This is a genomic window from Arcicella sp. GW458-12-2-14-TSB2, from assembly GCF_059423785.1.
On record NZ_JBWKYN010000042.1, the window covers coordinates 1 to 25,690 of the forward strand.

Consider the following 25,690-nt stretch of genomic DNA (forward strand, 5'->3'; position numbering starts at 1 on the left):
GTAAACGATAATTGAAAATAATAAGGAAATAATTAATCTCTTCACGCCAGTAATTTTTTCAATCCAATGATGTTTTATTTTATTTTCCATATAATTTTATGCCACCATACCGATTAATAGAAATATTAAAAATCCCATGAAGAACATACACGTTTGAAAAAGTGTTTCTTTTTCTTCGTGGGCTTCAATCAATAATTCTTCAATTACTAAGAAAAGAAGAGCCGCCAAACCAAATGACAGTACCAATTCTAATAATTCTTGGGATAAATTTGATAGTAATGTAATCCCAATAACTGCCCCTACAAAGAACAGAAGACCTAAAACCAGTGAAATAGTTAAGTTTTTTGATTTAGATAATTGTGCATCAGCACAAGCCAAAATTACGGCTAATCCCAATGAGAATGTTTCTAATGCCAAAGCCACAGAAAGCAAAATGCCTTCCGTATTTCCTGCGGCAAATCCAACCCCTAATAATAAACCGTCAATCACTAAATCAATCCCCAAAGCTACCAATAAACCCATTGGTAAGGCTTTTTGTACTTGATTCTTATTATTTTTTTCTTCAAACTTTTCAGCAAAAAACTTTACTGAAAGCATCGTGATTATGCCCAAACTAAATCCAATACCTACTTCAATGGGTTTGTGATTTTTAATAATGTCGGGTAATAATTCTACGGCAACAACTGAGAAAACTACTCCTGCGGCAAAGTGCAAAACAGAGCTATTGAAAGCTCCGCTCGGCTTGGTGAATAACCCTACGATTCCACCCAAAAGAATAGAAAAAACGGGAATTAATGCGTACAAATAAACTGCTGAAATTTCGGTCATGTTGATTATTTTGATTAAATGTGAATGGCTCTATTATCGGTTGCCATGCAGGCTTCTCGGAATGCTTCGGCATAGGTTGGATGGGCGTGACTCGTTCTAATTACATCTTCGGCAGATGCTCTAAACTCCATCAATGATACAGCTTCGGAAATTAAATCAGCGGCTCTTGCTCCAATAATATGTACGCCTAAGATTTCATCCGTATTTTTATCGGACAAAACTTTCACTAATCCTTGTTCATCGCCACTTGCTACTGCTCTACCCAAGGCTTTGAAAGGGAAACTACCTATTTTATAAGCAATTGCTTTTTCTTTTAATTGCTCCTCCGTTTGCCCTACTGAGGCTACTTCGGGCCAAGTATAAACCACGTTTGGAATCAGGTTATAATTGATATGTGGCTTTTGTCCAGCAATAATTTCTACGACTAAGACTCCTTCTTCTGATGCTTTGTGTGCCAACATTGCTCCACGAATTACATCGCCGATGGCATATATATTGGGTACAATAGTTTGCAAAGTCTTTTCATCCACAGGGATTTTTCCTTTATCTAAAATGATTCCTAAACTTTCTAAATTTAAGCCTTCCGTAAATGGTTTTCTGCCAATTGATACTAAACAATAATCTCCTTTTAGTTCAACCGTTTGTCCGTTGCTCTCGGCGGTTACAATTACTTCGTCTCCCGTGTTTTCAACTTTTGTAACTTTATGAGAAAAATAGAAATTAGGGGAAAAATCTTTGTTCATAGCTTTTTGTAACTCTTTCCCCATTGTTTTATCCATTGTGGGAATCATGGCATCAGCAAATTCTACAAAAGTAATTTTTGACCCTAAACGAGCATAAACCGAACCCATTTCTGCACCAATAACACCTGCTCCAATAATGATTAGGTTTTTAGGAATTTCACCTAAACTTAATGCTTCGGTAGAGGTTAAAATACGTTTTTTATCAATAGGAATAAATGGCAAAATCGTTGGTTTTGACCCCGTAGCGATGATTATATTTTCAGCTACAAGGCTCTCTGACGAGCCGTCTTCTTTGATGATTTTTATCGTATTTTTATCAATAAATGAGCCTAAACCTTGATAAACAGTAATTTTGTTTTTTTTCATTAAAAAATTAATGCCATCATTGATTTTTTTGATTACACCATTTTTACGAGTTACCATTTGAACAATGTCAGCTTCTGGATTACCAATTTTAATACCGTGTTCGGCAAAAGTATGGACTGCATTAAAAAAATGTTCGGAACTGTCGAGTAACGATTTAGAAGGAATACAACCTACATTGAGGCAAGTTCCACCTAACGTGCTATATTTTTCGATTATAGCGACTGATAATCCCAATTGGGCGGCTCTGATTGCGGCAACATATCCGCCAGGACCAGAACCTATAATAATAAGATTGTATTGCATTTTATTGAATTTATTGGTTAATTAATACCGTCTTTATCATAAATATGTTTGTATTCCATTATTTTTTATTGAAAAATTTAGTGTTAAATCGGTACGAAAATCCAAGCGAAAAGAAGTATTTTGGAGCATTTTCGGTTATCCCAAATCCACCCGAAATATCAAGAATAATATCGTTATTGACTAAGTAAGTTAAACCCCCGTCCATTCGATTATCAATGGATTGTTTTTGTGGCAAAAAGCCGTAAATTTCTATGTATGAACCAATCTTTTCAGTAATTGCAAATCCTGTGGTTAGCGTATAAAGAAACGTTGGCTGTGGTGTTTCACCATCCCATTCTGTTCCCAAATTATAAGCTAATGAAAACCTTTTTGATAAAGTATGTTGCATCGTGAATCTATACGATGGAGCATAATAATTAATGTCAAATTCTCTGGTTGCAACATTTGGAACTGTTAAATGACCAATGAAAGAGGTTGTGGGAATAATTCCCTTTTCTTGGGTAATATTAACCTTAAAACCAACGGTTATGGGTGTAATACCTACGGTTCTTGCACCGTCTTTTTTTCCGAAACTAACTCTGTTATCAGACGAAATTCAAAATTTTTAGAAATCCCTAATTTCCATAGTGTTGTAGGGTAGGCTAATGATTGATTTTTATCATTTATGTTCTCAAATGTCAATCCATTTTCAGCTTGAATATATCCAACTGGAACGATAAAAGGGCATTCTGTTTGGTCGGGTCTGTCCAACTGAATTGGCGATTGTGAAATGCTTTCATAAGAAAGAAAGATTCCAATAATTCCAGCTAATAAATTTATTTTCAACATTATATCTTTACGTTAAATTAATTCTAACGTAAAGATATAAATTTAGATTAATCTAAAAATATTTTTAGATATATTTATAAATCATAAATTTTGAAAATATTAATCTACCACAATCATCAACGAAAATTTATTTCTGACCATCTTGTAGTCTTTCCCTTTGAAATTTCCAGCCGTTTTGTCCAAATATTCCATCTCTACCATATACATTCCTTTCATGTTGGGTTTGAAAATAGCTTCGCCTTTGGCATCCGTAAACTTGAACTTCTCCCAACCTTCTGGATTCGTGATGGTTAGTTTTGCTTTGGGATTTATTCCTTTATTTTTGAAGGCAGTCAGCTTAATATCTTCATTCATTTTTGTAGGAATAACGTCTAAAAAACCTTGTTCAGAAGCATTTTCGGCACTTTTTCCAACAACATATTGCGTTCTTAAATACTCCGTTGGTCTGAGAACATCAAAACCATGAACCGTCCAATCCACGACTTCTCTTACTTCATTAATGCCAATTATTTGAAACAAACCTTCGGAAGTTGGTGTGAAAGTTCCTTCAAAACAAGTCTCTGTTTGGGTAAGAGAAATGGGTATTTTGTTGCCTTTGGCATCAATTACATACACCGTAAAATCTTTCAAAAATGCTATTTTAGCTCCTTTTACTCGTTCTTGGTTTTCGTAAGCTCCAAAAACTAACTGGATTTTGGCGGGTTCTCCCACTTTGCCAGAACCTTTTACTTCCAGCCAATCCCCGTGGGCAGATAGTATAAAGGGGAATAATAAAATAGCGAGTAATACGATTGTTTTTTTCATTTGATTTTGGTTTTTAAATTTTAAATTTACTCATTAATCTTCATCTCCGCCACCACCTTCACTTTTCAGTAAATGACTTTGGATATAATATGCTCCCTTCGTTACGATTTTGGCATTTTTTTCAACCGTTTGCAGGGGCGTAACTTGCACGAATCCTAATTGTCCATTGCCCATTTTTACTTCAATTCTTTGAAAATGATAGGTTTTCCCTTCGGTTTTCTCCGTTTTGTCGGTTGTGGTTTCGTTCTGTTTTTTCTCTTCGTGACCTTCTTCCATCACAAACATAAACTCTCGTCCATCGGCTTTTACGATGGCATCCGTGGGTAAGGCTTGCACGGTGATTGCTCCCACATCAATCAAAGCATTCACGTACATTCCAGAAATCAACATTTGCTTTTCATTCACAATATCAGCGTGAACGGCTACGGATTTGCTTTCGTTGGCAAAGGATTTTCCAATACTAAAAATCTTCCCTTTGATTTCTACATTGTTTTGATTGGTCAAGATAAAACGGACATTCTGCCCTACTTTGACTTTGTTTAAATCCTTTTCATACACCAATAAATCCACGTGCATTTTTGAATTATCCACAATGGAAAATAGGGGAGTTCCCACTTCGGCATTACTGCCAATTTTTATATTCACGGCGGTAATGTAGCCCGTAATGGGGGCTGGAACGGCTAAAATAGGCGTTTCTGAACTGCCACCCATTTGCAAAGTTTGCCCCATGATAGAAATTTGTCTTTGAAAAGTTTCAATTTTCTTCTTTTCTAAATCCAAATCAGAACTTACTTTTTGGAATACTTTTTTAGCATTTACATTTTCATCGGTCAATTCTTTTTGTCGGGCATATTCGAGTTCTAAATAATCTTTATTCACTTTTGCTGTTTGTAATTCCGCTTGTAATTTTTCCTTTTCTAAGCGTAAATTATTAAATGCTAAACTCTGAATGGTTGCTAATGATTGCCCTTTTCTTACAAATTGCCCTTCAATAACGTTGATAGTTTTGACAATTCCACCCATGAACACCGAAACATCCGCCTGATTTTGTGGGGGTAGTTTGGTATAACCATTTGTGTTAATTACTTCGCTTAAATTCTTTAATTCGTAAGTTCCTAAAATGATGTCGGAATTTTTGAATTGTGCTTCGTTCAGTTCCACTTCTTTCACGGTGGATTCCGTTGCTGGCTTGGCTTCTTCTTTGGTTTCTGGTTTGGCAGTATTTTTACAATTTGATAAGGCAAAAGTTAAAAATAATGCACTAAGGATATATGTGATTTTCTTATTCATTTTTCTGATATTTAGTTATTTAACAAAAATTGAAGGTTGATAACGCTCTGGTTATAAGAATAAATGGCTTGCAAATTATTAAGCTGAATTTCTCGGGCGGTTTGAATTCCTTGCAGGTATTCGATGTATGAAATATCCCCGTTGAAATAGGCTTTGGCGGCATTTTGGACAATAATTCTGGCATTAGGAATGGCAGCATTTCGGTAATAATCCAACAAAGATTTTGAGGCAGTAAGCTGTTGTATTTCTTGGGTATAGGCTCCGTTTAATTGACTTTGTTGGAGTTCTACGTTTTTACTTTCCATTAAAATACTGGTTTCCGATGCTCGTATTTTTGCCTTATTACTTTTTGTGCCAAATATGGGAATTGATACGCCAAGCGTAATGCCCTGAAAACGAGGAATGCCATTATAATAAACGGTTTTGCTTTCCACTTCTTGATTTCCCGTGAGTGATTGTATGAAATATCCGCCCGTGAATTCGGGTTTTATTTGGGCTTTATCCACTTCTTTTTTAGCCCGTGCCACGTCAATTTGTTGGATAGCGAGTTGCAGGGACGGATTTTGTCTGAGCATCGTTGAATCCATCAACGCCATAAAATTGACGGGGACAAAATCGGTAGGACTTACTTCAAAATCCGTTTTAAGATTCAAAAGAGTTTTCAACTTTGTTTTTTCAATGACGATGAAGTTTTCATTTTGCTTAATTTGTTGTTGCAATTCTTGTTCCTTCGTAATGGCAGTTGTCTTTTCTAACTGATTGGTCTCACCCGTTTTGAACCGTAAGGCAGAAGCATTCACGAAAATTTTGAGCAATGAATCTTGTTGAAAATTATTTCGATTTACTTGTTGCAGGTATAAAATGGCGTTCCACGATTGTCTAATCTCGGAGGTAATTTGCTGTTTTGTGAGGTTCTTTCTTAATTCTGCATTTTTAACATTGGCGTTCAATAAACCTTTCTGAGCTTTCAATAAATACGGATTAAAACTTTGGGATATGCTGTAATTTTGGTCAAAATTTCGGGTATTATACTGACCTAACATGGTGTTGATGTTGGCTTTTGGTATTTGCAAAGCCGTACCTTTCAACTGATTTTGCAGTTCAATATCTAACTCATTTACTTGAATTAAAAGATTATTTTTTACCCCCATGTCAAGAGCTTCTGGCAAAGTGAGGGTTGGTAAGATTTGAGTATTTTGAGCGTTTATATTACCTCCCATTAATAACAAAAACAAGACTGAAAGCGTTGAAACAACCTTTTTTGTCTTTGCCTTGAAACCATTTTCAAAGTAAAAATACAGAATGGGCAATACTATCAGGGTCAGTAGAGTAGCCGTAATGAGTCCCCCAATCACCACCGTTGCCAATGGTTTCTGTACTTCTGCCCCTGCACTATTACTTAATGCCATGGGTAAAAAACCCAAAGATGCCACCGAAGCCGTCATGATTACGGGGCGTAGTCGGGTCTTTGTTCCTTCTTTTATTCGCTCCAAAACATCGTTTATTCCTTCGGCTTTTAGTTGATTAAAATAGCCAATCAATACGATTCCATTTAGCACTGCCACGCCAAAAAGGGCAATAAAACCAACCCCTGCCGAAATACTGAATGGCATTCCACGCAACCACAGGGCAAACACACCCCCAATGGCTGAAAAAGGGATAGCCGTAAAAATTAAAATGGACTGTTTTACTGAATTAAACGTAAAAAACAACAACACAAAAATGAGTAAAAGAGCCACGGGAACTGCCACTGCCAAACGTTTATTGGCTTCTACTAAGTTTTCAAATTGCCCTCCATAAGTGATATAATATCCCGCAGGAAGTGTTAGTTTTGCGTCTAATTTTTGCTGAATTTCATCGACAATCGTTTTTACATCTTTGCCTCTAACATTAAATCCTACGGTAATTCTTCGTTTTCCATCTTCTCTACTTATCTGCATGGGACCAGGTTCAAAGTTGATGTCTGCCACTTGCTCCAAAGGAATTTGGTTTCCCGATGGGAGGGTAACAAAAAGTGTTTTCAGGTTGGTAATGTCCTGACGGCTATCTTGTGCCAAACGAACGACCATATCAAATCGTTTTTCACCTTCATAGACGTACCCTGCGGTTTCTCCTGCAAATCCCGTCCGAATCACTTTATTCAAATCGCCCACGTTCAAACCGTACAAAGCCAATTTATCTTTGTTATAACGAACCGTAATTTGTGGTAAACCGCTTACTCGCTCGGCTTTGGCATCCGTTACGCCTTCAACCCCTTGAATTAGTTTTAGGGTTTCTTCGCCTTTACTCACCAGCATTTCTATATCTTCCCCAAATATTTTGATGGCTACATCACTTTTAACTCCCGAAATTAATTCGTTAAAACGGAGTTGAATTGGTTGCGAAAATTCGGTACTTACCCCAGGAATATCCGAAAGAGCTTCTTCCATTTTTTCCATCATTTCTTCTTTGGTTTCGGCAGATGTCCAATATTTTCTATCCTTCATTTTAATCACAATGTCGGCGGCTTCCATCGGCATTGGGTCAGTCGGGATTTCGGCACTTCCTATTTTACTCACTATCATTTCTATTTCTGGAAATTTTGCTTTCAGAATTTGCTCCGCTTTGGTGGTGGCTTCCACTTCTTGCGAAAGTGAACTCCCCGAAGCAATAATGACATTGGCGGCAATATCGCCTTCATCGAGTGTTGGGATAAATTCCCCACCCATTTTGCTAAAAACAAACAAGGCAATGATTAACAATAATAAAGCGATGCCTACAACTGTTTTTTTCATGGTTAAACCCCAAGATAAAAGCGGTTGATACACTCGATAAATAGCATCAATTATTTTATCAGAAATATTCTTTTTGTGAGAAATCGTTTTACTGAGAAACAAAGCGGAAATCATCGGAACGTAGGTCAATGAAAGAATAAAAGCCCCCAATATGGCAAATGAAACGGTTTGTGCCATTGGTTTAAACATCTTTCCCTCAATACCGACCAATGCCAAAATAGGCAGATAAACAATCAGAATAATGATTTCGCCAAAGGCAGCACTACTTCGTATTTTCACCGATGCTTCATACACTTTTTCATCCATTGCTTTACTCGAAAGTTTGCCTTCTGGATTGAGATGTAAACTGTGAATGATGGCTTCTACGATGATTACTGCCCCGTCCACAATCAAACCAAAATCAATGGCTCCCAAACTCATCAGGTTACCACTAACGCCAAAAAGATTCATCATACTCACGGCAAAAAGTAGAGCCAAAGGAATCACCGATGCCACCACTAAACCCGCTCGCCAATTACCTAAAAGTAAAACCAAGACGAAAATGACAATTAAAGCTCCTTCGATTAAATTGGTCTTAACCGTATTAATGGCTCGACTGACCAAGTTAGCTCTATCCATAAATGGCTCAATATCAACACCTTCTGGCAATGATTTTTTGATTTGTTCCATTTTTACTTTTACTCTCCCCACCACTTCTGAACTGTTTTCACCTTTCAGCATCATGACCATTCCTGTTACTTCTTCGCCTTTTCCGTCTTTGGTAACTGCCCCATAACGGACACTACTGCCACGCTGAACGGTTGCTACATCTCGGATTAAGATGGGTATTCCGTTGTTATTTTTTACTACAATTTTATTAATATCGTCCATTGAATTGACCATACCAATCCCTCTGATAAAATAAGCGTATGGCTTTTTGTCAATGTAGGCACCGCCCGTATTTTCGTTGTTTTTTTCGAGGGCTTCAAAGATTTCCGTAATGGTGGTGTTCATGCTTTTCAGCTTATCTGGTTGTACCGCAATTTCGTACTGTTTCAAGAAACCACCCAAAGTATTTACTTCGGCAACTCCTTTTGTACCAATCAATTGTGGACGTACAATCCAGTCCTGAATCGTGCGTAATTCGGTGGCATCATATTTTTGTTCAAACCCTTTTTTCGGAAAAACCACGTACTGATAAATTTCTCCTAAACCTGTACTGATGGGGGCTAAATTAGGATTTCCCAATCCTTTGGGAATTCTATCTTGGGCTTCTTTTAATCGCTCCGAAATTTGGGTTCTTGCCCAATAAATATCTACTTCTTCTTCAAAAACTACCGTAACCACACTCAGCCCAAAACGGCTAATGGAACGTAATTCGACCACTTTTGGAATAGATTTTACGGATTGTTCAATGGGATAAGTAATAAATTGTTCAACTTCTTGGGTTGCCAAAGTGGGAGAAGTCGTGATAATTTGAACCTGATTATTGGTAATATCGGGTAAGGCATCAATGGGTAATCGGGAAAGAGAATACGCTCCCACCAGTACCAACGCCAAGGTGAATAATCCCACAATAAATTTATTATTGATGGAAAAATGAATGATTTTATCTAACATTTTTTGAATATAAATTTTATTAAAATACAGAAAACCATACTGAAAAAAGGTTCTCAGTAATGATTAAAAACAGTAAGTTATTAAAATTTAGATTTTGGGCGGTTGCCAGATATTTCCGTGAAAGTTAGAAGCGAAAGCATCATTTTCTACCATGATTCTTTCACGCTGAGGGAAAAAAGAAGGGGGCGTGTCCGTAATTAAAACGGGGCATTGAAAACTAAAACCAATATTTGAACCACAACAGGCACAAGTACAGAAAGGGGAACAAGATTCAGAATCTTCTTGGTGTTCGTGGTGATTCGTTTGTGCGAAAGTTTTTTTGTCATTATCCAATACCTTACAATCCTGCATATCACCACAAGGCAAACACGAAAGAATGAGAATATATAAAGACAATATGACTGAAAAGAATTTCATTTAGCAAATTTACGATAAAAATTGATGCAACAGGTAGGCAAAAGGGTATTTTTAATCTTAATAACTATCAACGTAACTTCTGCACTAAATCCCATACTATTATTAAAATGCGTTGAAATTTTGATAATTCAGCTTACATAATATCGAATTCACGAAGGTAATCAAACACTTTTTGCAATCTTCTCCATAATCTGATGATTCTCTCCAAATCGACAAAGTGCCTCGCAATGTTGGCGAAGTTCTGAGAATAGAATGTACTTAATGGGTGTTTTTATTTGTTTGATAGAGGGGCGTGAAAGTTGTGAAACTACGTCCTTTTCTCGGCTATTGGGTACGACTAAATAGAAAATTTCATCCCCGTCCGCAATGGAGTAGGAGAGGTCAGTTAATCGTAAAATACCCGAATAAATACTGGTACTTTTCTCCACTTCAAAAGCGCAAATTACATTATTTGTACCTTTCGCAAACCATAAAACATCAATCAGTTTAATGGTATTGGCAGTTTCTTTTTCGCAATTGATGGTTGGAAATTTATCAGGACTCATAAATGAGAAACTTTTTCCATCATAAGACCTTGAACGGTCATTGGATGCCACAAAAGCATCATACCCCAAACTTTGTCCAATTTTCAAGAGGTGAAATTGCATTTCAGAATGTTGATTATCTTCTTGTTTTTCCTCTTGAATTTCCTTTTGACGTTTTTCGATACTTTTCTCTAACTTATTTCTTTCTTCTTCGCTCAAATATTCGTCTTTACCAATCAACATTTTTTGCGTTCCAATCTCAAAAAAAAGCCCTGCAATCGCCCCTAAATCGTTGGAAAGATGGGCTTTGTGTTTGTTATTGGTTTCCATTAATACCTCTCTGATTTTTAGGTATTCAGACCATGAACCCAACTTCTTTTTATCGTTGAATAAAGCATTAAATCCATTCACAATGGCGGTATTGAATGGTGGGAATAAAGTAGGATGTAGGAAATACAAAATACTTCCAACGGCTGGACCTAAACCTTTTATTTTCAAAGCATCCAATCGGACAATTTCTTTAATAATTTGTTCTTCCGATTTAGCATTAATACAGTTTTCCAAAAACTGCCCAAAAGCCATTTTATTCCCTTGATGCTCGTAAATATCAGGGATTCGCAGTTTTGGTTTCCAATAAAAGGGATGCGAAATACCCACAAATATTTGTTTCTGTTCGGCTATACAACTCAACACAAACTCCAAAGAACTTCCTTTAAAATCATTAGGAAAGGTTTTACTTTTTATGTCTTCTACCACCTGCAAAACCCCTCTACGGATAGTCCGAAAGGCTTTTAGTCGTTGGTCGTTATCAATAAACCAAGTATTGAAAACGCTTTGGCTATCGGTTTTGTATTGGGAAATAATGTGGTTTAAATCAGTAGTCATTATTGATGAAATTTCATAAATTATTAAAATTAGTAATATAAGTCTTTCGTTCGGTGTTCAATAAAACTTTCACCTTTTTAGAATCATTATTAATACCAATATTAACATACATAAACTTATTATTCACATCACTGACAGCATTTTTTAATAAATATTTTTTTGAATAACCATTTTAAGAATTTCATATTTGTATCATTTGTCGTTGAATATAAGCGTGATTGTGCATCTTTATTTTCATTTTAATCCAAGCGGTTTCATCAAACGCAATTTTATTTCTTTTTAACTCTTTTCTGAAAAGCATATCCAACGCTTTATCAGAGATAAATAACCAGTTATTTTTCATTTTTTCTCCGCTTTAAAATATGAAAATGTACCAATTAAGGTATTAATTGATTGCAAAATTGTAATTTCCTTAAAACCAACTTCTTTGATAAAATCTGGCAACTTCCCTTTTACATTATCATTCGTAGTTTTGAATCCGTCTAACAACTGAACAAATAAAAAGGTAAAACGCATCAGTAAATTTTGGGCTTTCCCCCAATCTGCAATAATAAGTGTGCCATTGGGTTTCAAAACTCGGTAAATCTCTTTGAGACAAAACCATTTAGTATCGACATCCAATTGATGAAACACTAAGCAACTATACACTTTATCAAATTGAGCATCTTGATAAGGAAATATCCCACCATCATATAAATCCAAAGTCACCCCTAACTGTTGATTTATTAATTTATGTTCCGCAATTTCTTTAACTTTGAGGTCAATATCAAGTCCAGAAAGCTGTATGGTAGGATTGTGTGTTTTGAGTTTAATTAAATTCTGCCCCGTACCAAAACCAAATTCTAAAATTTTCTCATCTTTTTGAGGGTTAATTTCTTTAATTAGTGTTTCACGAATTCTTTTTTCAGGCATCGTCAAACGAATCGTTAGGTCATAATAATTGGTCAAAAAATCATAACCTAACGCTGGAATGAATGGTTTGTCTTGCATATTAGTATCAATGTTTATGGTCAGTTTTATTCATTTCACTTTCGGGCATACAATGGTTTTCATAGAGGCAATGAACCGCACAAGCTCCCTGTTGCTTATAATTATTGTGCAACAACATGACGGTTTCACCTTTGGCATTAGTTACTTTACACATTCCTGAATGATTCGCTTTTCCGATGGTATATTTCTCTTCGTTATCCTTGAAATAATACACAAACGAGCCATTTTTAGGGGCTTTTCCAATAACTTTTCCGTTTAAATCCACGATGTTTCCATTACCGTCGATTTGGGTCATTGATTTTCCAGATGGGTCAAAACTGCCTTCTGGTGTCATTTTACCAATAATAGTATTGTGGTTCATAATGTGTCCCTTTGAATCAACCATTGGCGTTGATTTTTGGGCGAATACACTTAAAGAAGCGGTTACTACTAATGCGATAATTCCGATTATATTTTTCATTTTTTTCTGCGGTACGTCGCCACGTTTGGTTAAACTATATCATTAAATTTTCAAACTCTTCAATCTCAAAGCATTTACAATTACAGATACTGAACTAAAACTCATCGCTAAGGCGGCAATCATTGGCGAAAGTAGAATTCCAAAGAATGGATATAAAACTCCTGCCGCAATTGGAACGCCTAAAACATTATAAATGAAAGCAAAAAATAAATTTTGCTTGATATTTCTCATCACAGCGTGGCTCAAATTTTTGGCTTTCACAATACCTTGCAAATCTCCTTTTACAAGCGTTATTTTGGCACTTTCAATCGCCACATCCGTACCCGTTCCCATTGCAATTCCAATGTCAGCTTGTGCCAAAGCGGGAGCGTCATTTATGCCGTCTCCTGCCATTGCCACTATCTTTCCCTCGGCTTGCAAACGTTTAATTTCTTTGAGTTTATCCTCTGGCAAACAACTCGCTTTATATGAACTCAGATGTAGTTCAGTTGCCACCGCTTTTGCCGTATTTTCATTATCCCCCGTTAGCATTATTACCTCGACACCTTGTCGCATTAATTCCTGAATGGCATCCTTACTGGTTGATTTGATAGCATCAGTAATTGAGACAAACCCCACCACATTTCCACCAACAGAAATATAAGAAACGGTCTTCCCCAATTTCTGTTCGGCAATAATTTTTTGTTCAATATCCCCTGCAATTATTGCTCCTACTTGCTCCATTAGCTTTTTATTACCCAAAGCTACTTTACTATTATTCACCGTTCCGATAACTCCTTTGCCCGAAACAGCCTCAAAATCTTTAACTTCTATCAGAGAAATATTTTTGGTTTTGACATATTTTACTACTGCTTCGGCTAAGGGATGCTCGCTGTATTGATTCAGCGAGGCAATATTTTGCAGAATTTTTACTTCATCATTTTCACTTGAATAAACTTTTTCAACAGTAGGTTTGCCTTCGGTGATTGTGCCTGTTTTATCCGTAATTAAGACGTTTATTTTGTTCAAATTCTCTAAGGCTTCGGCATTTTTTATCAAAACGCCCGACGTTGCTCCTTTGCCAACGCCCACCATCACGGACATGGGTGTTGCCAATCCCAAGGCACAAGGGCAAGCAATTATCAAGACCGCAATGGCATTAATAAACCCGTAAACTAAGGCGGGTTCTGGGCCAAATTTTGCCCAAATCACAAAGGTTATTGCCGAAACAATGACCACAATTGGCACAAAATATTTGGCAATATTATCCGCTAATTTCTGAATAGGAGCTTTGGAACGGCTGGCATTATTAACCATCTGCACGATTTGGGAAAGTAGGGTTTCTGCCCCTACTTTCTCAGCGATCATCACAAAAGATTTGTTGCCATTTATCGTTCCTGAACTAACCGCATCACCCATAATTTTATCCACTGGAATTGGCTCACCCGTAATCATGGACTCATCAATGGTACTTTCCCCCTCAGAAATTTTGCCATCTACGGGGATTTTATCACCTGGTTTTACCCGTAATAAATCCCCTTTTTTTATGTCGTGGATTGAAATAATGCTATCGTTTCCGTCCTTAACCAAAGTGGCTTCGGTTGGGGCTAATTTTAACAATTCTCTGATGGCTCCACTCGTTTGACTGTGGGCTTTCGCTTCTAATAATTGCCCTAATAAAACCAAAGTCAAGATGACGGCGGTTGCTTCAAAATATAGTGAAACCGTTCCGTCCATGCTTTTAAACTCATTTGGGAACAAATCTGGGAATAACATTCCAACAATACTGAATAAAAAAGCTACGCCCGTACCAATTCCTACGAGCGTAAACATATTGAGATTCCAAGTGATAATTGACTTCCAAGCCCTCACAAAAAACATCCAACAAGCATAAAAAACCACTGGCAATGTTAAAATAAACTGCACATAATTCCATTTTTGCATATCCATCATTTTCATTAACGGACTGTTGGGAATCATGGAAATCATCGCAATAGCAAAAACGGGAACTGTGAAAATTATGGCAACTTTCATTTTCTTCCATAATTCGTCATACACCTTATTTTCATCGCTATCACTCGGTTGCATTGGCACTAAATTCATCCCACAAATTGGACAAGAACCTGGGGCATCCCTAATGATTTCGGGGTGCATGGGGCAGGTATATTGTGCTTTCTGGGCTATGGTTTGTTCTTGAACCAAGTGCATTCCACAAACGGGGCAATCTCCCGCTTTGTCATACATTTTTTCTCCTTCGCAGTGCATGGGGCAATAGAATTTACCCGTGCCATTGGCTGATATATTTGCGTTTTCAGCATCTTTTACTTCATGATGATAATTCATTTCTGAACCGTCACCATCTTCAATAACATAGTTTCCAACCTTAGAAAGTGCCGTTTGCAGCACATCAGTAGCAATATGTTTTTGCATCGTGATGGTTGCCATTGGTGGATTCAACATAACTTCGGCAGATAATCCTTCGATTTGGTTGAGCGTTTTTTCTACCGTAGTTCGGCATCCATTACAACTCATTCCTGATACTTGATATGTGTGGGTCATTTTTCAATTATTTTACAAAAAAAAGACATGAACATCTGGCTTTGATTCCAAAAATCATGTCTTTTTTTAAAATTTTACATTTTACAGGCTTCGGCACATTTTCTACACGCTTCGGCACAAGCCTTGCAACAAGCGGCATGATCTGCGTGTTTTTCACATTCAGCGGCACAGGCTTCACAACATTTTACGCACAAAGCACAAAGGGCATCCACAAATTGTGAATCTCTGGCACATAGTCTCGCACACAAATCACAAATGTCCGCACAGTCACGACATAGTTTCACACACTCTTCATGTCCCGCCATGGTTAAACACATGGTGGCACATTTTTCACATTCAATCATGCAAGCTAAACAGGCATCAATACATACTTTTGAATTTTTCATCTTTAAATTGTTTACATTTCATAGATTAGTTTCTATAAAACATAGTTCTGATAATCAGCACTTTATTTGTTACACAATTCGTAATGAATTTTATATAATTATCTGATTGCTTCTAACCTACCACTAAAGTTTTACCAGTATCCATCAACTTTGTTGGGTAGGTTTTTAAACCATTACTTCCATTTTGATTTAAACACTTTCCCATAGTATCATATCTTGCCTCATGAGCCGTACAGTAAAATTCATTGTTTTTCGTAAAGGTAACTTGCTTTAATTGCTGATGACTACAAATCAATGTTACTGTCACAAAAGTTCCTGTCATGGTCTTTGCAATGACTACATCATTTTTAATGACATATCCACCGTTTGTCTTTAAGTTGGCATTGGCAGTGTCTTCAAGGTTAAGCGTAAATCGTGTTACATCTGGCACGACAGCGGTTTCATTTTTACAAGCGGTTAATGTACCTGTGCAATAAACAGCCCATAAGACAGCACCTCCAAGACCAAGATTTTTTAAGAAATCTTTCCGAGAAATTTGATTTGTTGTTTCCATTATTTGACTATTTTATCATTCACATTATTACATTCAAAAAGGTCTTTGTTTTGAGCATTTATTCGTTGAATTTAGGTATTATTTTTAGTAATGCCATGTCAAACCAATTCCCCATTTGTAATCACTGTCATAATTGGTACTTATCGAAATTTGTTTTGCCACCATATATCTAAACCCTAACGTATATTCTTTATCCGTATTAACCCGCCAATCGAAGAAAAAATTATTACTCAATGGCAAATCTCTTCTTTCTAATTGAAGACGAACTCTACCTGTTTGATCAACCCGCCATTCTGAACGGACTAACATTGGTAACAAATAATACACTCCTGCATCAAATACTTTACGGTTGTCTTTTGTGTTTGATTCATTATAAAGCGATAACGTTTTGTTAGCTCTGGAATCAAATCCAATATAGAATGCCAAAAATTGTTTTTTATCTATGTACCTAAGTAAATGAGTTTCTGTTTCATAATTACCATCCCAACTTACCCGTCCTTCAAATTCTAAGGCATTTTTATTATTGGAAATATTGCCACTTAACCAAGCACCTTGTGAATGTACCGATAAGTCATACCAAGGATATAAAGCATTATCTTCTCTTTTTAATTTTTTGTAATTTGTCTTTGCAAATTCATTTTGCTCACTTCCTTCATAACTCACTATTCTTGCCATACCACTCATCATGTGATATAAAATGTGACAGTGAAAAAACCAGTCTTTTTCTTCATTGGCTTCAAACTCAATGGTTATGGTTTCCATCGGTTTAATGTCGAAAGTATGTTTCAATGGAGCGTACTCACCTTGTGCATTAATAAATCGGAAGTAATGTCCGTGTAAGTGCATTGGGTGTCGCATCATGGTAGTATTTTGCAAAATAAATCGCACTTTTTCCCCCTTACGAATAGTAATTTTGTCTGAATTTGATAATGTTTTATCATCAAACGACCAGATATATCGAAGCATATTACCCGTAAGTTTTAATTTTACTTCTCTGAGTGGTAAGGTCGAATCTATGGTAGTGGGATTTATTGAACGTAACATATCATAGTTGAATTCACTTGGCATTTCCATGTTTCTCATCTCCATTCCACCCATATTACCCATATCCATTTTGGTAGAACTTGAATCCTTTGTCATATCCATTCCCTTTTTGTCCATTCCCTCCATTTTCATATTATCCATATTCGTCCCTTTCATATTCATTCCCTCCATACCCATCCCGTCCATTTTCATACTACCCATTTCTCGCATCATTTTGAAATAATTAAGTTTGGGAATTTCGGGAGCATTTATAGATGTTCCTTTACCAAAAAATCCTGACGAATAACCAGTTACATCCCAAGAAGTAGCTCTTAACTCGGCTGTACCGTTTTCTGGAACAGTAATTAGTACGTCATACGTTTCGGCAATGGCAATTTCTAATTTATTTACAGATACAGGGCTTACATTTACACCATCGGTTGCAATTATACGCATATAGCTATTACCATATTGCAGATTAAAATAAGTAGATGCAGAACCATTTATAATCCGAAGACGTACTACTTCACCTGGTTTTGCGTCTTTAAACTCACTTTTTTCTTGACCATTCATTAAAAATTTATCATAATACACATCTGATACATCCATCGCCGGCATTCGTTGCCATTCTTGTTTAACTTTGTCCTTGAAGTAGCCCGCAGCAATGGCTTCACCATAACTTTGTAATGCCCCTTTTTTGATAGCGTACCATTCTCCACCTTTTTTTAAATACCGTAAAACTTGTTCTGGTTTATTATCCGTCCAATCTGATAAAAGCATGACATATTCTTTTAATTTTGCTTCTGGCTTTGCAGCATGTATTACTATTGAACCATACAATCCATTTTGCTCTTGCAACATAGTGTGTGAGTGATACCAATAAGTGCCGCTTTGAATGAGTGGAAAAGTAAAAGTATACGTTTCGCCAGCTTCAACCGGTACTGTGGTAAGGTAAGGTACACCGTCTTCTTTATTGGGTAATAATAAGCCGTGCCAGTGAATTGATGTTTCCATGTGCATTAGATTATGGACATGGATAATGGCTGTATCACCTTCGGTAAATTCTAAGGTTGGAGCTGGAATACTGCCATTTATTGAAACCCCCTTACGGTTTTTGCCCGTATAATTTACTATGGTGTCATTTACATATAAATCATACGTTATCTTTTTGCCTCGGTAAACACTATCAGTTATCACTAACGGTTTTAAAGATGTATTATAGGGTGTAGTTTTTTGAATAACTGCATTTTGAGGCATACGCATTTGCATTGAATGCTTTATCTGAGCATTACTTAACACTGGTAAAAGTAGGATAAACAGTATCTTTTTCATTTCAAATTAGGTTTCTTTTTCTTCAATGGGTTATTATCTTGAAAACGAATTGTATCCATTGCATTTTTTGAAGGCATTTTCATATCTCCCATATCTTTTTTCATATCCATTCCTTTCATGTCGCCCTTATCCTTGTTCATATCCATGCCTTTCATGTCGCCCATATCCTTTTTCATATCCATACCTTTCATGTCGCCCATATCCTTTTTCATATCCATGCCTTTCATATCGCCCATATCCTTTTTCATATCCGACCCTTTCATGTCGCCCTTGCCTTTTTTCATATCCATACCCTTCATAGCACCCATATCTTTTTTCATATCCATACCTTTCATCTCAATCGTTTCTTTCATATTAGATTTTTGAGTGCCATCTTTAAGATTTTGATTGGATTTCATATTAGGCATATTTTCCATTTTTGGCATTGTACTACCTGAGTCTACATGAGGTTTTTTCTCGGTATGATTTTCCATTGGCGATGTGCCATCCATTTTCATATCTATCATACCAACACCATCCAGATTTTTGTGTTCATGTTCTTCCATCAAATATTTACCTTGTGGACCAACGCCAAAAACGTGTGTCAGTCTTGCACCATGATGCCCAGCAATTGAAAGAAAAAGAGCTGATAAAATTGCCCCGATAAGAATTATAATTTCATAAGACCGCCGATTGGTTATATAGAAAATACCTATCCCTCTCAACAAAAAGACTATTCCTGATGTCCAAAGTGTATATTGAGCAAATTCTTCATGATTAGCAAAGGTTTCTAAGGCTTCTTTGGGTGCATTTGGGGTAATCATTGCATGAAAAAGAGTACTTACTAATAAGGCAGAAAAAAAACCGCCTGCCATAATAAGTAATGTTGCCAAGCGAATCTGAGCCCAATTGGGTTTCCAAACTACCGCCACTTGAAAAGCTACTGCAATGAGTATCAATACAACTGGAAAATGTATTACTAATGGATGAAGGGATGGAAAGTCTTTAAACATATCTTTGTTATTTTACTAATTTCTTATTTTAAATTTTTCCAAAATGTTGATTATACGGAGTTCCGAACCAATTGAGATTTTGCATAACCTCTCTCAAATCTTATCAAGACAAGAATACATTAACGTCTTAGTTATCATTACTCATTCAAATTCAAAGTATTTCAACTACTTATTTTTAAAGGGCATTTCAACACTCAAATACTCCCAACTCATTTTCAACTTGCCATCGTTGGCATTCGTCGGTAATACTTCATACGTGAGGGCTTCCACTAATTTATCGCTTTTGATGGGTTTTACCTTGATTCGGATGATGTCATTTTCTGGTTTATAATCATCGGCTAAGTGCATATCCCACGTTTTACTCAAAATCAACGTCCAATTTTCTTTGTCGGGAATGGTGAAAAATCCGTATTTTCCTTTTGGAATAACTTTACCTTCAACCATTATATCTTGACCAAAATCTATCCAGGTAGCTTTGTGTGCTCCCGAAGACCATACTTGATTATAAGCAACTAAACCATTCCAAATATTACGCCCTCTCACACTCGGTGAACCGTATTCAATATGTACGTGATTTGTACCTACCATTGCCATAGCCGTCATTTTTGGGCTTTTGGGTTTTACTGCCGTTTTACTGGTATCGGCTTTGGGTTGATGGTTTTCGTGTTGGGCAAAAACACCAGTAGTAAGTGCCAAAAGGAAATTTAATACAATAATTTTTTTCATGATTTTTTAATTTATTTGATTGATTTTTTTCGACTGACAAAGAATAAAATGAAGCCTGAACTGATGGTAAATAAGCCAAAAATTGAAAAGGCTCTCAATAACCAATTGGAAAGATTATCACGGGTTTGGTAATCCATCGTGTGCATCATCCACAAGAAATCGAAGATTCGCCATTTGTTATTTCTGAACTTCTGAACCGTTCCTAATGCTGAACTTACATAAACCGTTGTATTTGAAGGGTGTTCAAAAGTGACGGCAATGGCAGGTAAAGGTTGTTCACGGTATTCGTGGTGTCCGTTGGTGGTGGTTAAATATTCCACTTGATTCACTTTGGCATTTTCAGAAAAGGCTTTTTTGGCTATTTCAACCGCTTCTTTTTCAGATAGTTCGTTGCGTAGTGCTCCCGTTTTTGCATCCGCTAATTGAATATTTTTACTACTTTCATGCCCTTTTGAATAACTAATCTGATAGACTGGTTTATCCAAAATCTGAATCAAGTGAATGTCATATACAAAAGAAATACTATCTTTTTGCTTAATTTTTTGGATAATATCTTGCGGATTAACCAATTGCATATCAGCCGAAAGCGGATGAACGTGGGCTTTTTGATGGTCGCCGTGAACTTCATCCATATTTGACCAACTGAAATACAATCCGCCAATCGTCCAAAACAAAAACTGGATGCCTAAAATTAAACCTAACCAACGATGCGTTTTTCTAATTTTTCGATGAAATTCTACTTTTTTCATGGCTTAAATTGTGGTTAAAATTCTTGTTGTTTTTTATTCTTAAAGTATGTTTCTAATGCCTTTTCACCAAATTGATAGAATACAACAGGCGTAACAATCATATCTAAAAGCGTACTCGAAATCAAACCACCCAAAATAACGGTTGCCACAGGATACAATATTTCTTTACCTGATGCCTGAGCGTCTAAGGTGAGTGGAATTAATGCCAATGCTGCCACCAAAGCGGTCATTAAAACGGGAACGAGCCTTTCCAACGACCCTCTAATAATCATGTGAGCCGAAAAGGTTTCGCCTTCTTGTTCAATCAAATGGATATAATGCGAAATCATCATAATTCCGTTTCGGGAGGCAATTCCTGTGAGGGTAATAAAACCGACTAACGTAGCAATAGAGAATGTTCCGCCCGTTAAGATTACGGCAACAACGCTACCAATCAATGCCAAAGGCACATTTAACATAATTTGCAAAACAATTCTGGAAGATTTAAAATGACTGTATAAAACTAAGAATATACCTGCCAAAGCAAAAATACTGAGCAAACCAATGAGCTTTGAGGCTTCTTGTTGGCTCTCAAATTGTCCTCCGTACTGCACATAAAAACCCGATGGCAGTTTTACTTCTTTGCCAATTTTTTCTTGGATTTCCTTGACTGTACTTCCTAAATCTCGCCCTTGAACGTTGCACGAAATTACAATTCTGCGTTGCGTGTTTTCGTGGTAAATGGAATTGATGGCATTCGTAGATTCAATACTGGCAATTTGATACAACGGAATGGTATTTCCATTGGGGGTACTGACTTGGGTATTACGGATTTTATCAATGTTACTTCGTTCCTCATCGGTGGTTCTTAATAATATATCAAAGGTTTTTTGTCCGTCCAAAATTTGTCCTTCTACTTTACCGTTGTAAAAGGTTTCTAAGATTTCCGAAACTTTTCCCGCTTGGATGCCGTAGCGTTGTAAAGCCTCTCGGTTTACTTTGATAAGTAATTGAGGAACAAGCACTTGCTTTTCAATCTGCACATCCACCGCCCCTTGAACACTACTGACTACTTGTTTGATCTTCCCTGCATTCAGACGTAAATCATTCAAATCTGGTCCAAACAATTTAATGGCAACTTGCGAACGAACCCCCGACAGTAAATGGTCGAGACGGTGGGAGATGGGTTGTCCAACATTTACCGATACCCCTTTTAAAATGGTCAATTCTTTTCTAATATCCGCCAAAATTTCGTCTCTGGTACGTTTGTTATTGGGCTTTAATTCTACTTCAATTTCTGAATTACTAACGGGTTCCACGTGTTCATCCAATTCTGCCCGTCCCGTTCTGCGGCTCACATATTCCACTTCTGGAACTCTGAGCATCAATTTTTCGCCCATTGTTCCAATCCGATTACTTTCTTCCAAAGACGTTCCCGCAGGAGTAGAGAAATTTATCGTAAATGAACCTTCATTGAATGGTGGCAAAAATTCCGTTCCGAAAAAAGGAACAATGCTGGCGGCTGCCACGATTAATAACACGGCAATTCCGATGATGAATTTAGGTCTTGCTAAACCCCAATGCAGAATTTTAGTATCTTGACGTTTTAAAAAACGAACCAAAACACTGTCTTTTTCTTCGTGAGTTTTTATATTATTTAACAGATAACTGCACAAAGCGGGAGTAAGTGTTAGTGAAACAACCAATGAGGCAATAATGGAAGTAATGTAAGCAATGCCCAAAGGGGCAAAGATTTTGCCCTCAATTCCTTGCATATAAAACAAGGGTAAAAACACCAATACGACAATGATTGTGGCATAAACGATGGAATTTCTAACCTCGGAGCTGGCGTGGTATATGACTTGTAAAATAGGTTGTGGCGTTTTAGAAAGACTATTTTCTTTCAATCTTCTAAATACGTTTTCAACGTCCACGATGGCATCATCTACTAATTCACCAATGGCAATCGCTAAACCGCCAAGGGTCAAAGTATTAATGGAAATATCAAAAGCCTTGAAAATAATTGCCGAAATCACCAAGGATAAAGGAATGGCGGTGAGGGTAATAATGGTGGTACGGAAATTGAGTAGAAACAAAAATAGGATAATAACCACCAGGATAAATCCGTCTCTAAGGGCTTCTTCCACGTTTTTTAGTGAATTGACAATAAAGTTTTTTTGCTGAAAAATTCTTGGATTTAGTTTTACGTCTTTGGGTAATGTGGTTTGTAGTTCCAAAAGAGCTTTTTCAACTTCGTCTGTTAATTGAACGGTATTGGCTCCTGGTTGTTTTTCAACCGTTAAAATCACGGCGGGTTTGCTATTTATGCTGGCATCGCCCCGTTTGAGAGCCGAGCCAAATTTTACGTCTGCCACTTGTGAAAGTATGACGGGTAAACCATCTTTATTGCCCACAACGGTTTGGGCTAAATCCGCTAAGGTGTTGGCTCTGCCTACGTTTCTGATAAGCACTTCCGAACCAAAACGGTTAAAAAAGTTACCCGTTGTATTTTGGTTGGTTAGTTTCAGGGCGTTATCAATATCGTCAATGGAAAGGTTAAATTGTCTTAGTTTATCACTCGAAACTAATACTTGATATTGTTTGCGTTCGCCACCGATGGGAATTACTTGCGACACGCCTTTGATACTCATTAATCTTCTACGAATCGTAAAGTCGGCAAGGGTACGCAAATCGGCTGGACTGGTGGTATTGCTACTTACGCCAATCAACATAATTTGTCCCATCACGGAACTAATCGGACCCATCACGGGCGTAATACCGTTGGGCAGTTGGACGGTCTGTAATTTTTCAGCCACCAACTGCCTTGCCCGATACACATCCGTTTTCCAGTCAAATTCAACAAACACCATTCCGATACCAATTGCCGCACTACTCCGTACTACTTCAACCCCAGGAGCTCCATTCAATGAAGTTTCTACGGGTAAAATCACTTGGGTTTCAATCTCTTCTGGAGCTAATCCGTTGGATTCCAAGAAGATAGTGACCCTCGGACGATTTAAGTCGGGCAGTACATCAACGGGTAAATTGATAATTGTTACCACGCCATAAACCATGATCAAGGCAGCGAAAGCCACCACAAATAAGCGGTTATGAAGTGAAAATTGAATGAGTTTGTTAAGCATCTTAATTGATATTTATTGAATATTTATGGTTAGTATATCAACCAAAACTTTATTTTACTACAATCACAAAATCTGCCGTATGTACTTTCCCGTTCGACTGAAATTGTACCCAACCACGATAAACACCCGCTTTTTCAAAAGTGGTATGCAAGTCAAATTTACCATTCACTACTTCGGGATGCACGTGTAAATATTGCTTTTCTTCCACGCCAATCACCACCATGTGAGCCTTTGCACCTAAGTAATTTTCAAGCGTATTGGCATCAACCGCTTTACCGTTTTGGGTTAAAGCCCCTTCAATATGAGCCAATTTACCCACTTCAAGTTTACCACCTTCTGGCACAAGTGTAAGTGTATAGCCATCTACCGTTGAAGCCAATTTTGGGGCAGAGTAAGCGACGGGTGTGTAAGCATTACCTATTACGTTTAGGTTGATTTTTTCTAATTGATTGTTCCCGCCCGAAGGGAAATAATCCGCAAAAAGCATATAATCTCCGCCTTTTTCAAAAACTGTTTCGTTGTGTCCAGCCCCGTTTGAATAGGCTTTTCCTTTTGCTAAAACCGAAATATCATAACTTCCCGATGCGTTATATTCTGGGTGAATATGGGTAAAATAAGAAAGGTCTTTTGAAACCACAATCAAGTGCAATTTCTTCTCGTGGTGTACATCCAACGGCACCGCTTCGGTTTCTTTTCCTACAATCTTTGGGGTAAATGATAACATAGCGGCTTTCCCAGCTTCCACGGTGGCAGGATTTGCCTTGAATTCCATTTTGTAGGTATTGCCATTTCCTTTTCCTGCATTGTCGTTATGTTCCAATTTCATTCCACACTTTGGGCATTTATCACCTTCTTTGCCCGTAACTTCGGGGTGCATCGGACAAGTGTACGTATGTTCGCCACTATGCTCATCATGGTTGTCCATACCTTCCATATTCGCCATCGTAGAATCTTTTGAACCTTCTGATTTTGTGGCATTACCGCATGAACCTAAAAATAGACTTGTACCCATTATAAGGGTTACTAAACTAAATAATTTCACTCCTTTTTTCATCTGAATTTGTTTGTTAATTTTTGAATTTTATTTGTGATTATGACCTTCTTTTTTGTCATTGGCTGCTACTAATTTCATTCCACATTTTGGGCAATCGCCTGGTTTGTCGCTGGCTGAACCTTCGCATTTCATGGGGCAAATGTAGGCGGCTACGGCTACCTCTTTTTTAGCTTCAACTTTCTTTTCAACCAATGCCATGCCACAGGTTGGGCATTTATCGCCTTTTTTACCTGTCATATTCGGGTGCATGGAACAGGCATACACTGCCGATGTTACTTCCTTTTTAGCTTTTGATTTTCCTTTCACTTTTTGTCCGAAAGAAACACTCGATGAAACGGCTACCATTAAAAATAAGGTTGCCAAAAACTTAATTGTTCTCATGAATTATTTTATTTAATTTGTGA

General features: G+C 37.1%; 22 protein-coding genes. All 22 read right to left on the bottom strand.

Annotation, left to right across the window (positions count from 1 at the left end):
• Nucleotides 1-96: 96 nt before the first annotated feature.
• Nucleotides 97-828, bottom strand: a complete 732-nt coding sequence (locus AC07XN_RS08285) for a ZIP family metal transporter (RefSeq protein ID WP_494742688.1) — start codon at nucleotides 826-828, stop codon at nucleotides 97-99.
• 14 nt (nucleotides 829-842) lie between these two features.
• Nucleotides 843-2,240, bottom strand: a complete 1,398-nt coding sequence (gene lpdA / locus AC07XN_RS08290; protein ID WP_494742689.1) for a dihydrolipoyl dehydrogenase — start codon at nucleotides 2,238-2,240, stop codon at nucleotides 843-845.
• A gap of 58 nt (nucleotides 2,241-2,298) precedes the next feature.
• Complete coding sequence (locus AC07XN_RS08295) at nucleotides 2,299-2,835, bottom strand: transporter (RefSeq protein ID WP_494742718.1); 537 nt, start codon at nucleotides 2,833-2,835, stop codon at nucleotides 2,299-2,301.
• On the bottom strand, nucleotides 2,781-3,068 hold the full coding sequence (locus AC07XN_RS08300) for a hypothetical protein (protein WP_494742690.1): 288 nt from the start codon (nucleotides 3,066-3,068) through the stop codon (nucleotides 2,781-2,783). Before AC07XN_RS08300 ends, AC07XN_RS08295 begins: the two co-directional genes overlap by 55 nt.
• 99 nt (nucleotides 3,069-3,167) lie before the next feature.
• Nucleotides 3,168-3,872 carry a nickel transport complex, NikM subunit,transmembrane gene (locus AC07XN_RS08305; RefSeq protein WP_494742691.1) on the bottom strand — a complete coding sequence of 235 codons (705 nt, stop codon included), beginning with the start codon at nucleotides 3,870-3,872 and terminating at the stop codon, nucleotides 3,168-3,170.
• 33 nt (nucleotides 3,873-3,905) lie between these two features.
• A complete protein-coding gene (locus AC07XN_RS08310; protein WP_494742692.1) occupies nucleotides 3,906-5,162 on the bottom strand; it encodes an efflux RND transporter periplasmic adaptor subunit in 1,257 nt (418 codons plus the stop codon).
• 11 nt (nucleotides 5,163-5,173) lie between these two features.
• Nucleotides 5,174-9,535 carry a CusA/CzcA family heavy metal efflux RND transporter gene (locus AC07XN_RS08315; RefSeq protein WP_494742693.1) on the bottom strand — a complete coding sequence of 1,454 codons (4,362 nt, stop codon included), beginning with the start codon at nucleotides 9,533-9,535 and terminating at the stop codon, nucleotides 5,174-5,176.
• An 87-nt stretch (nucleotides 9,536-9,622) separates the two neighbouring features.
• On the bottom strand, nucleotides 9,623-9,952 hold the full coding sequence (locus AC07XN_RS08320) for a DUF6660 family protein (protein ID WP_494742694.1): 330 nt from the start codon (nucleotides 9,950-9,952) through the stop codon (nucleotides 9,623-9,625).
• Between the two features lie 161 nt (nucleotides 9,953-10,113).
• Nucleotides 10,114-11,361 carry a type II restriction enzyme NmeDI-related protein gene (locus AC07XN_RS08325; RefSeq protein ID WP_494742695.1) on the bottom strand — a complete coding sequence of 416 codons (1,248 nt, stop codon included), beginning with the start codon at nucleotides 11,359-11,361 and terminating at the stop codon, nucleotides 10,114-10,116.
• Between the two features lie 181 nt (nucleotides 11,362-11,542).
• Complete coding sequence (locus AC07XN_RS08330) at nucleotides 11,543-11,704, bottom strand: hypothetical protein (RefSeq protein WP_494742696.1); 162 nt, start codon at nucleotides 11,702-11,704, stop codon at nucleotides 11,543-11,545.
• A complete protein-coding gene (locus tag AC07XN_RS08335; protein WP_494742697.1) occupies nucleotides 11,701-12,351 on the bottom strand; it encodes a class I SAM-dependent methyltransferase in 651 nt (216 codons plus the stop codon). The genes AC07XN_RS08330 and AC07XN_RS08335 overlap by 4 nt, the downstream gene beginning before the upstream one ends.
• Before the next feature lie 7 nt (nucleotides 12,352-12,358).
• A complete protein-coding gene (locus tag AC07XN_RS08340; protein ID WP_494742698.1) occupies nucleotides 12,359-12,811 on the bottom strand; it encodes a DUF3659 domain-containing protein in 453 nt (150 codons plus the stop codon).
• Nucleotides 12,812-12,853: 42 nt separating this feature from the next.
• Nucleotides 12,854-15,349 (bottom strand): heavy metal translocating P-type ATPase, encoded by a 2,496-nt coding sequence (locus AC07XN_RS08345; RefSeq protein WP_494742699.1) that lies wholly within the window; start codon nucleotides 15,347-15,349, stop codon nucleotides 12,854-12,856.
• Between the two features lie 74 nt (nucleotides 15,350-15,423).
• Nucleotides 15,424-15,735, bottom strand: a complete 312-nt coding sequence (locus AC07XN_RS08350; RefSeq protein WP_494742700.1) for a four-helix bundle copper-binding protein — start codon at nucleotides 15,733-15,735, stop codon at nucleotides 15,424-15,426.
• A 112-nt stretch (nucleotides 15,736-15,847) separates the two neighbouring features.
• Entirely contained in the window at nucleotides 15,848-16,288 is a 441-nt protein-coding gene (locus AC07XN_RS08355; protein WP_494742701.1) for a Rieske 2Fe-2S domain-containing protein, read from the bottom strand.
• Between the two features lie 84 nt (nucleotides 16,289-16,372).
• Nucleotides 16,373-18,643 (bottom strand): multicopper oxidase domain-containing protein, encoded by a 2,271-nt coding sequence (locus AC07XN_RS08360; RefSeq protein WP_494742702.1) that lies wholly within the window; start codon nucleotides 18,641-18,643, stop codon nucleotides 16,373-16,375.
• Nucleotides 18,640-19,635: a DUF2231 domain-containing protein gene (locus AC07XN_RS08365; RefSeq protein WP_494742703.1), complete on the bottom strand. Its 996-nt coding sequence runs from the start codon at nucleotides 19,633-19,635 to the stop codon at nucleotides 18,640-18,642. The genes AC07XN_RS08360 and AC07XN_RS08365 overlap by 4 nt, the downstream gene beginning before the upstream one ends.
• Nucleotides 19,636-19,800: 165 nt before the next feature.
• A complete protein-coding gene (locus tag AC07XN_RS08370) occupies nucleotides 19,801-20,361 on the bottom strand; it encodes a DUF2911 domain-containing protein (protein ID WP_494742704.1) in 561 nt (186 codons plus the stop codon).
• A gap of 11 nt (nucleotides 20,362-20,372) precedes the next feature.
• A complete protein-coding gene (locus tag AC07XN_RS08375; protein WP_494742705.1) occupies nucleotides 20,373-21,110 on the bottom strand; it encodes a hypothetical protein in 738 nt (245 codons plus the stop codon).
• Nucleotides 21,111-21,124: 14 nt separating this feature from the next.
• A complete protein-coding gene (locus AC07XN_RS08380) occupies nucleotides 21,125-24,232 on the bottom strand; it encodes an efflux RND transporter permease subunit (RefSeq protein ID WP_494742706.1) in 3,108 nt (1,035 codons plus the stop codon).
• A 49-nt stretch (nucleotides 24,233-24,281) separates the two neighbouring features.
• On the bottom strand, nucleotides 24,282-25,286 hold the full coding sequence (locus AC07XN_RS08385; RefSeq protein ID WP_494742707.1) for a DUF8832 domain-containing protein: 1,005 nt from the start codon (nucleotides 25,284-25,286) through the stop codon (nucleotides 24,282-24,284).
• Between the two features lie 27 nt (nucleotides 25,287-25,313).
• Nucleotides 25,314-25,667: a heavy metal-binding domain-containing protein gene (locus AC07XN_RS08390; RefSeq protein ID WP_494742708.1), complete on the bottom strand. Its 354-nt coding sequence runs from the start codon at nucleotides 25,665-25,667 to the stop codon at nucleotides 25,314-25,316.
• Nucleotides 25,668-25,690 lie beyond the last annotated feature (23 nt).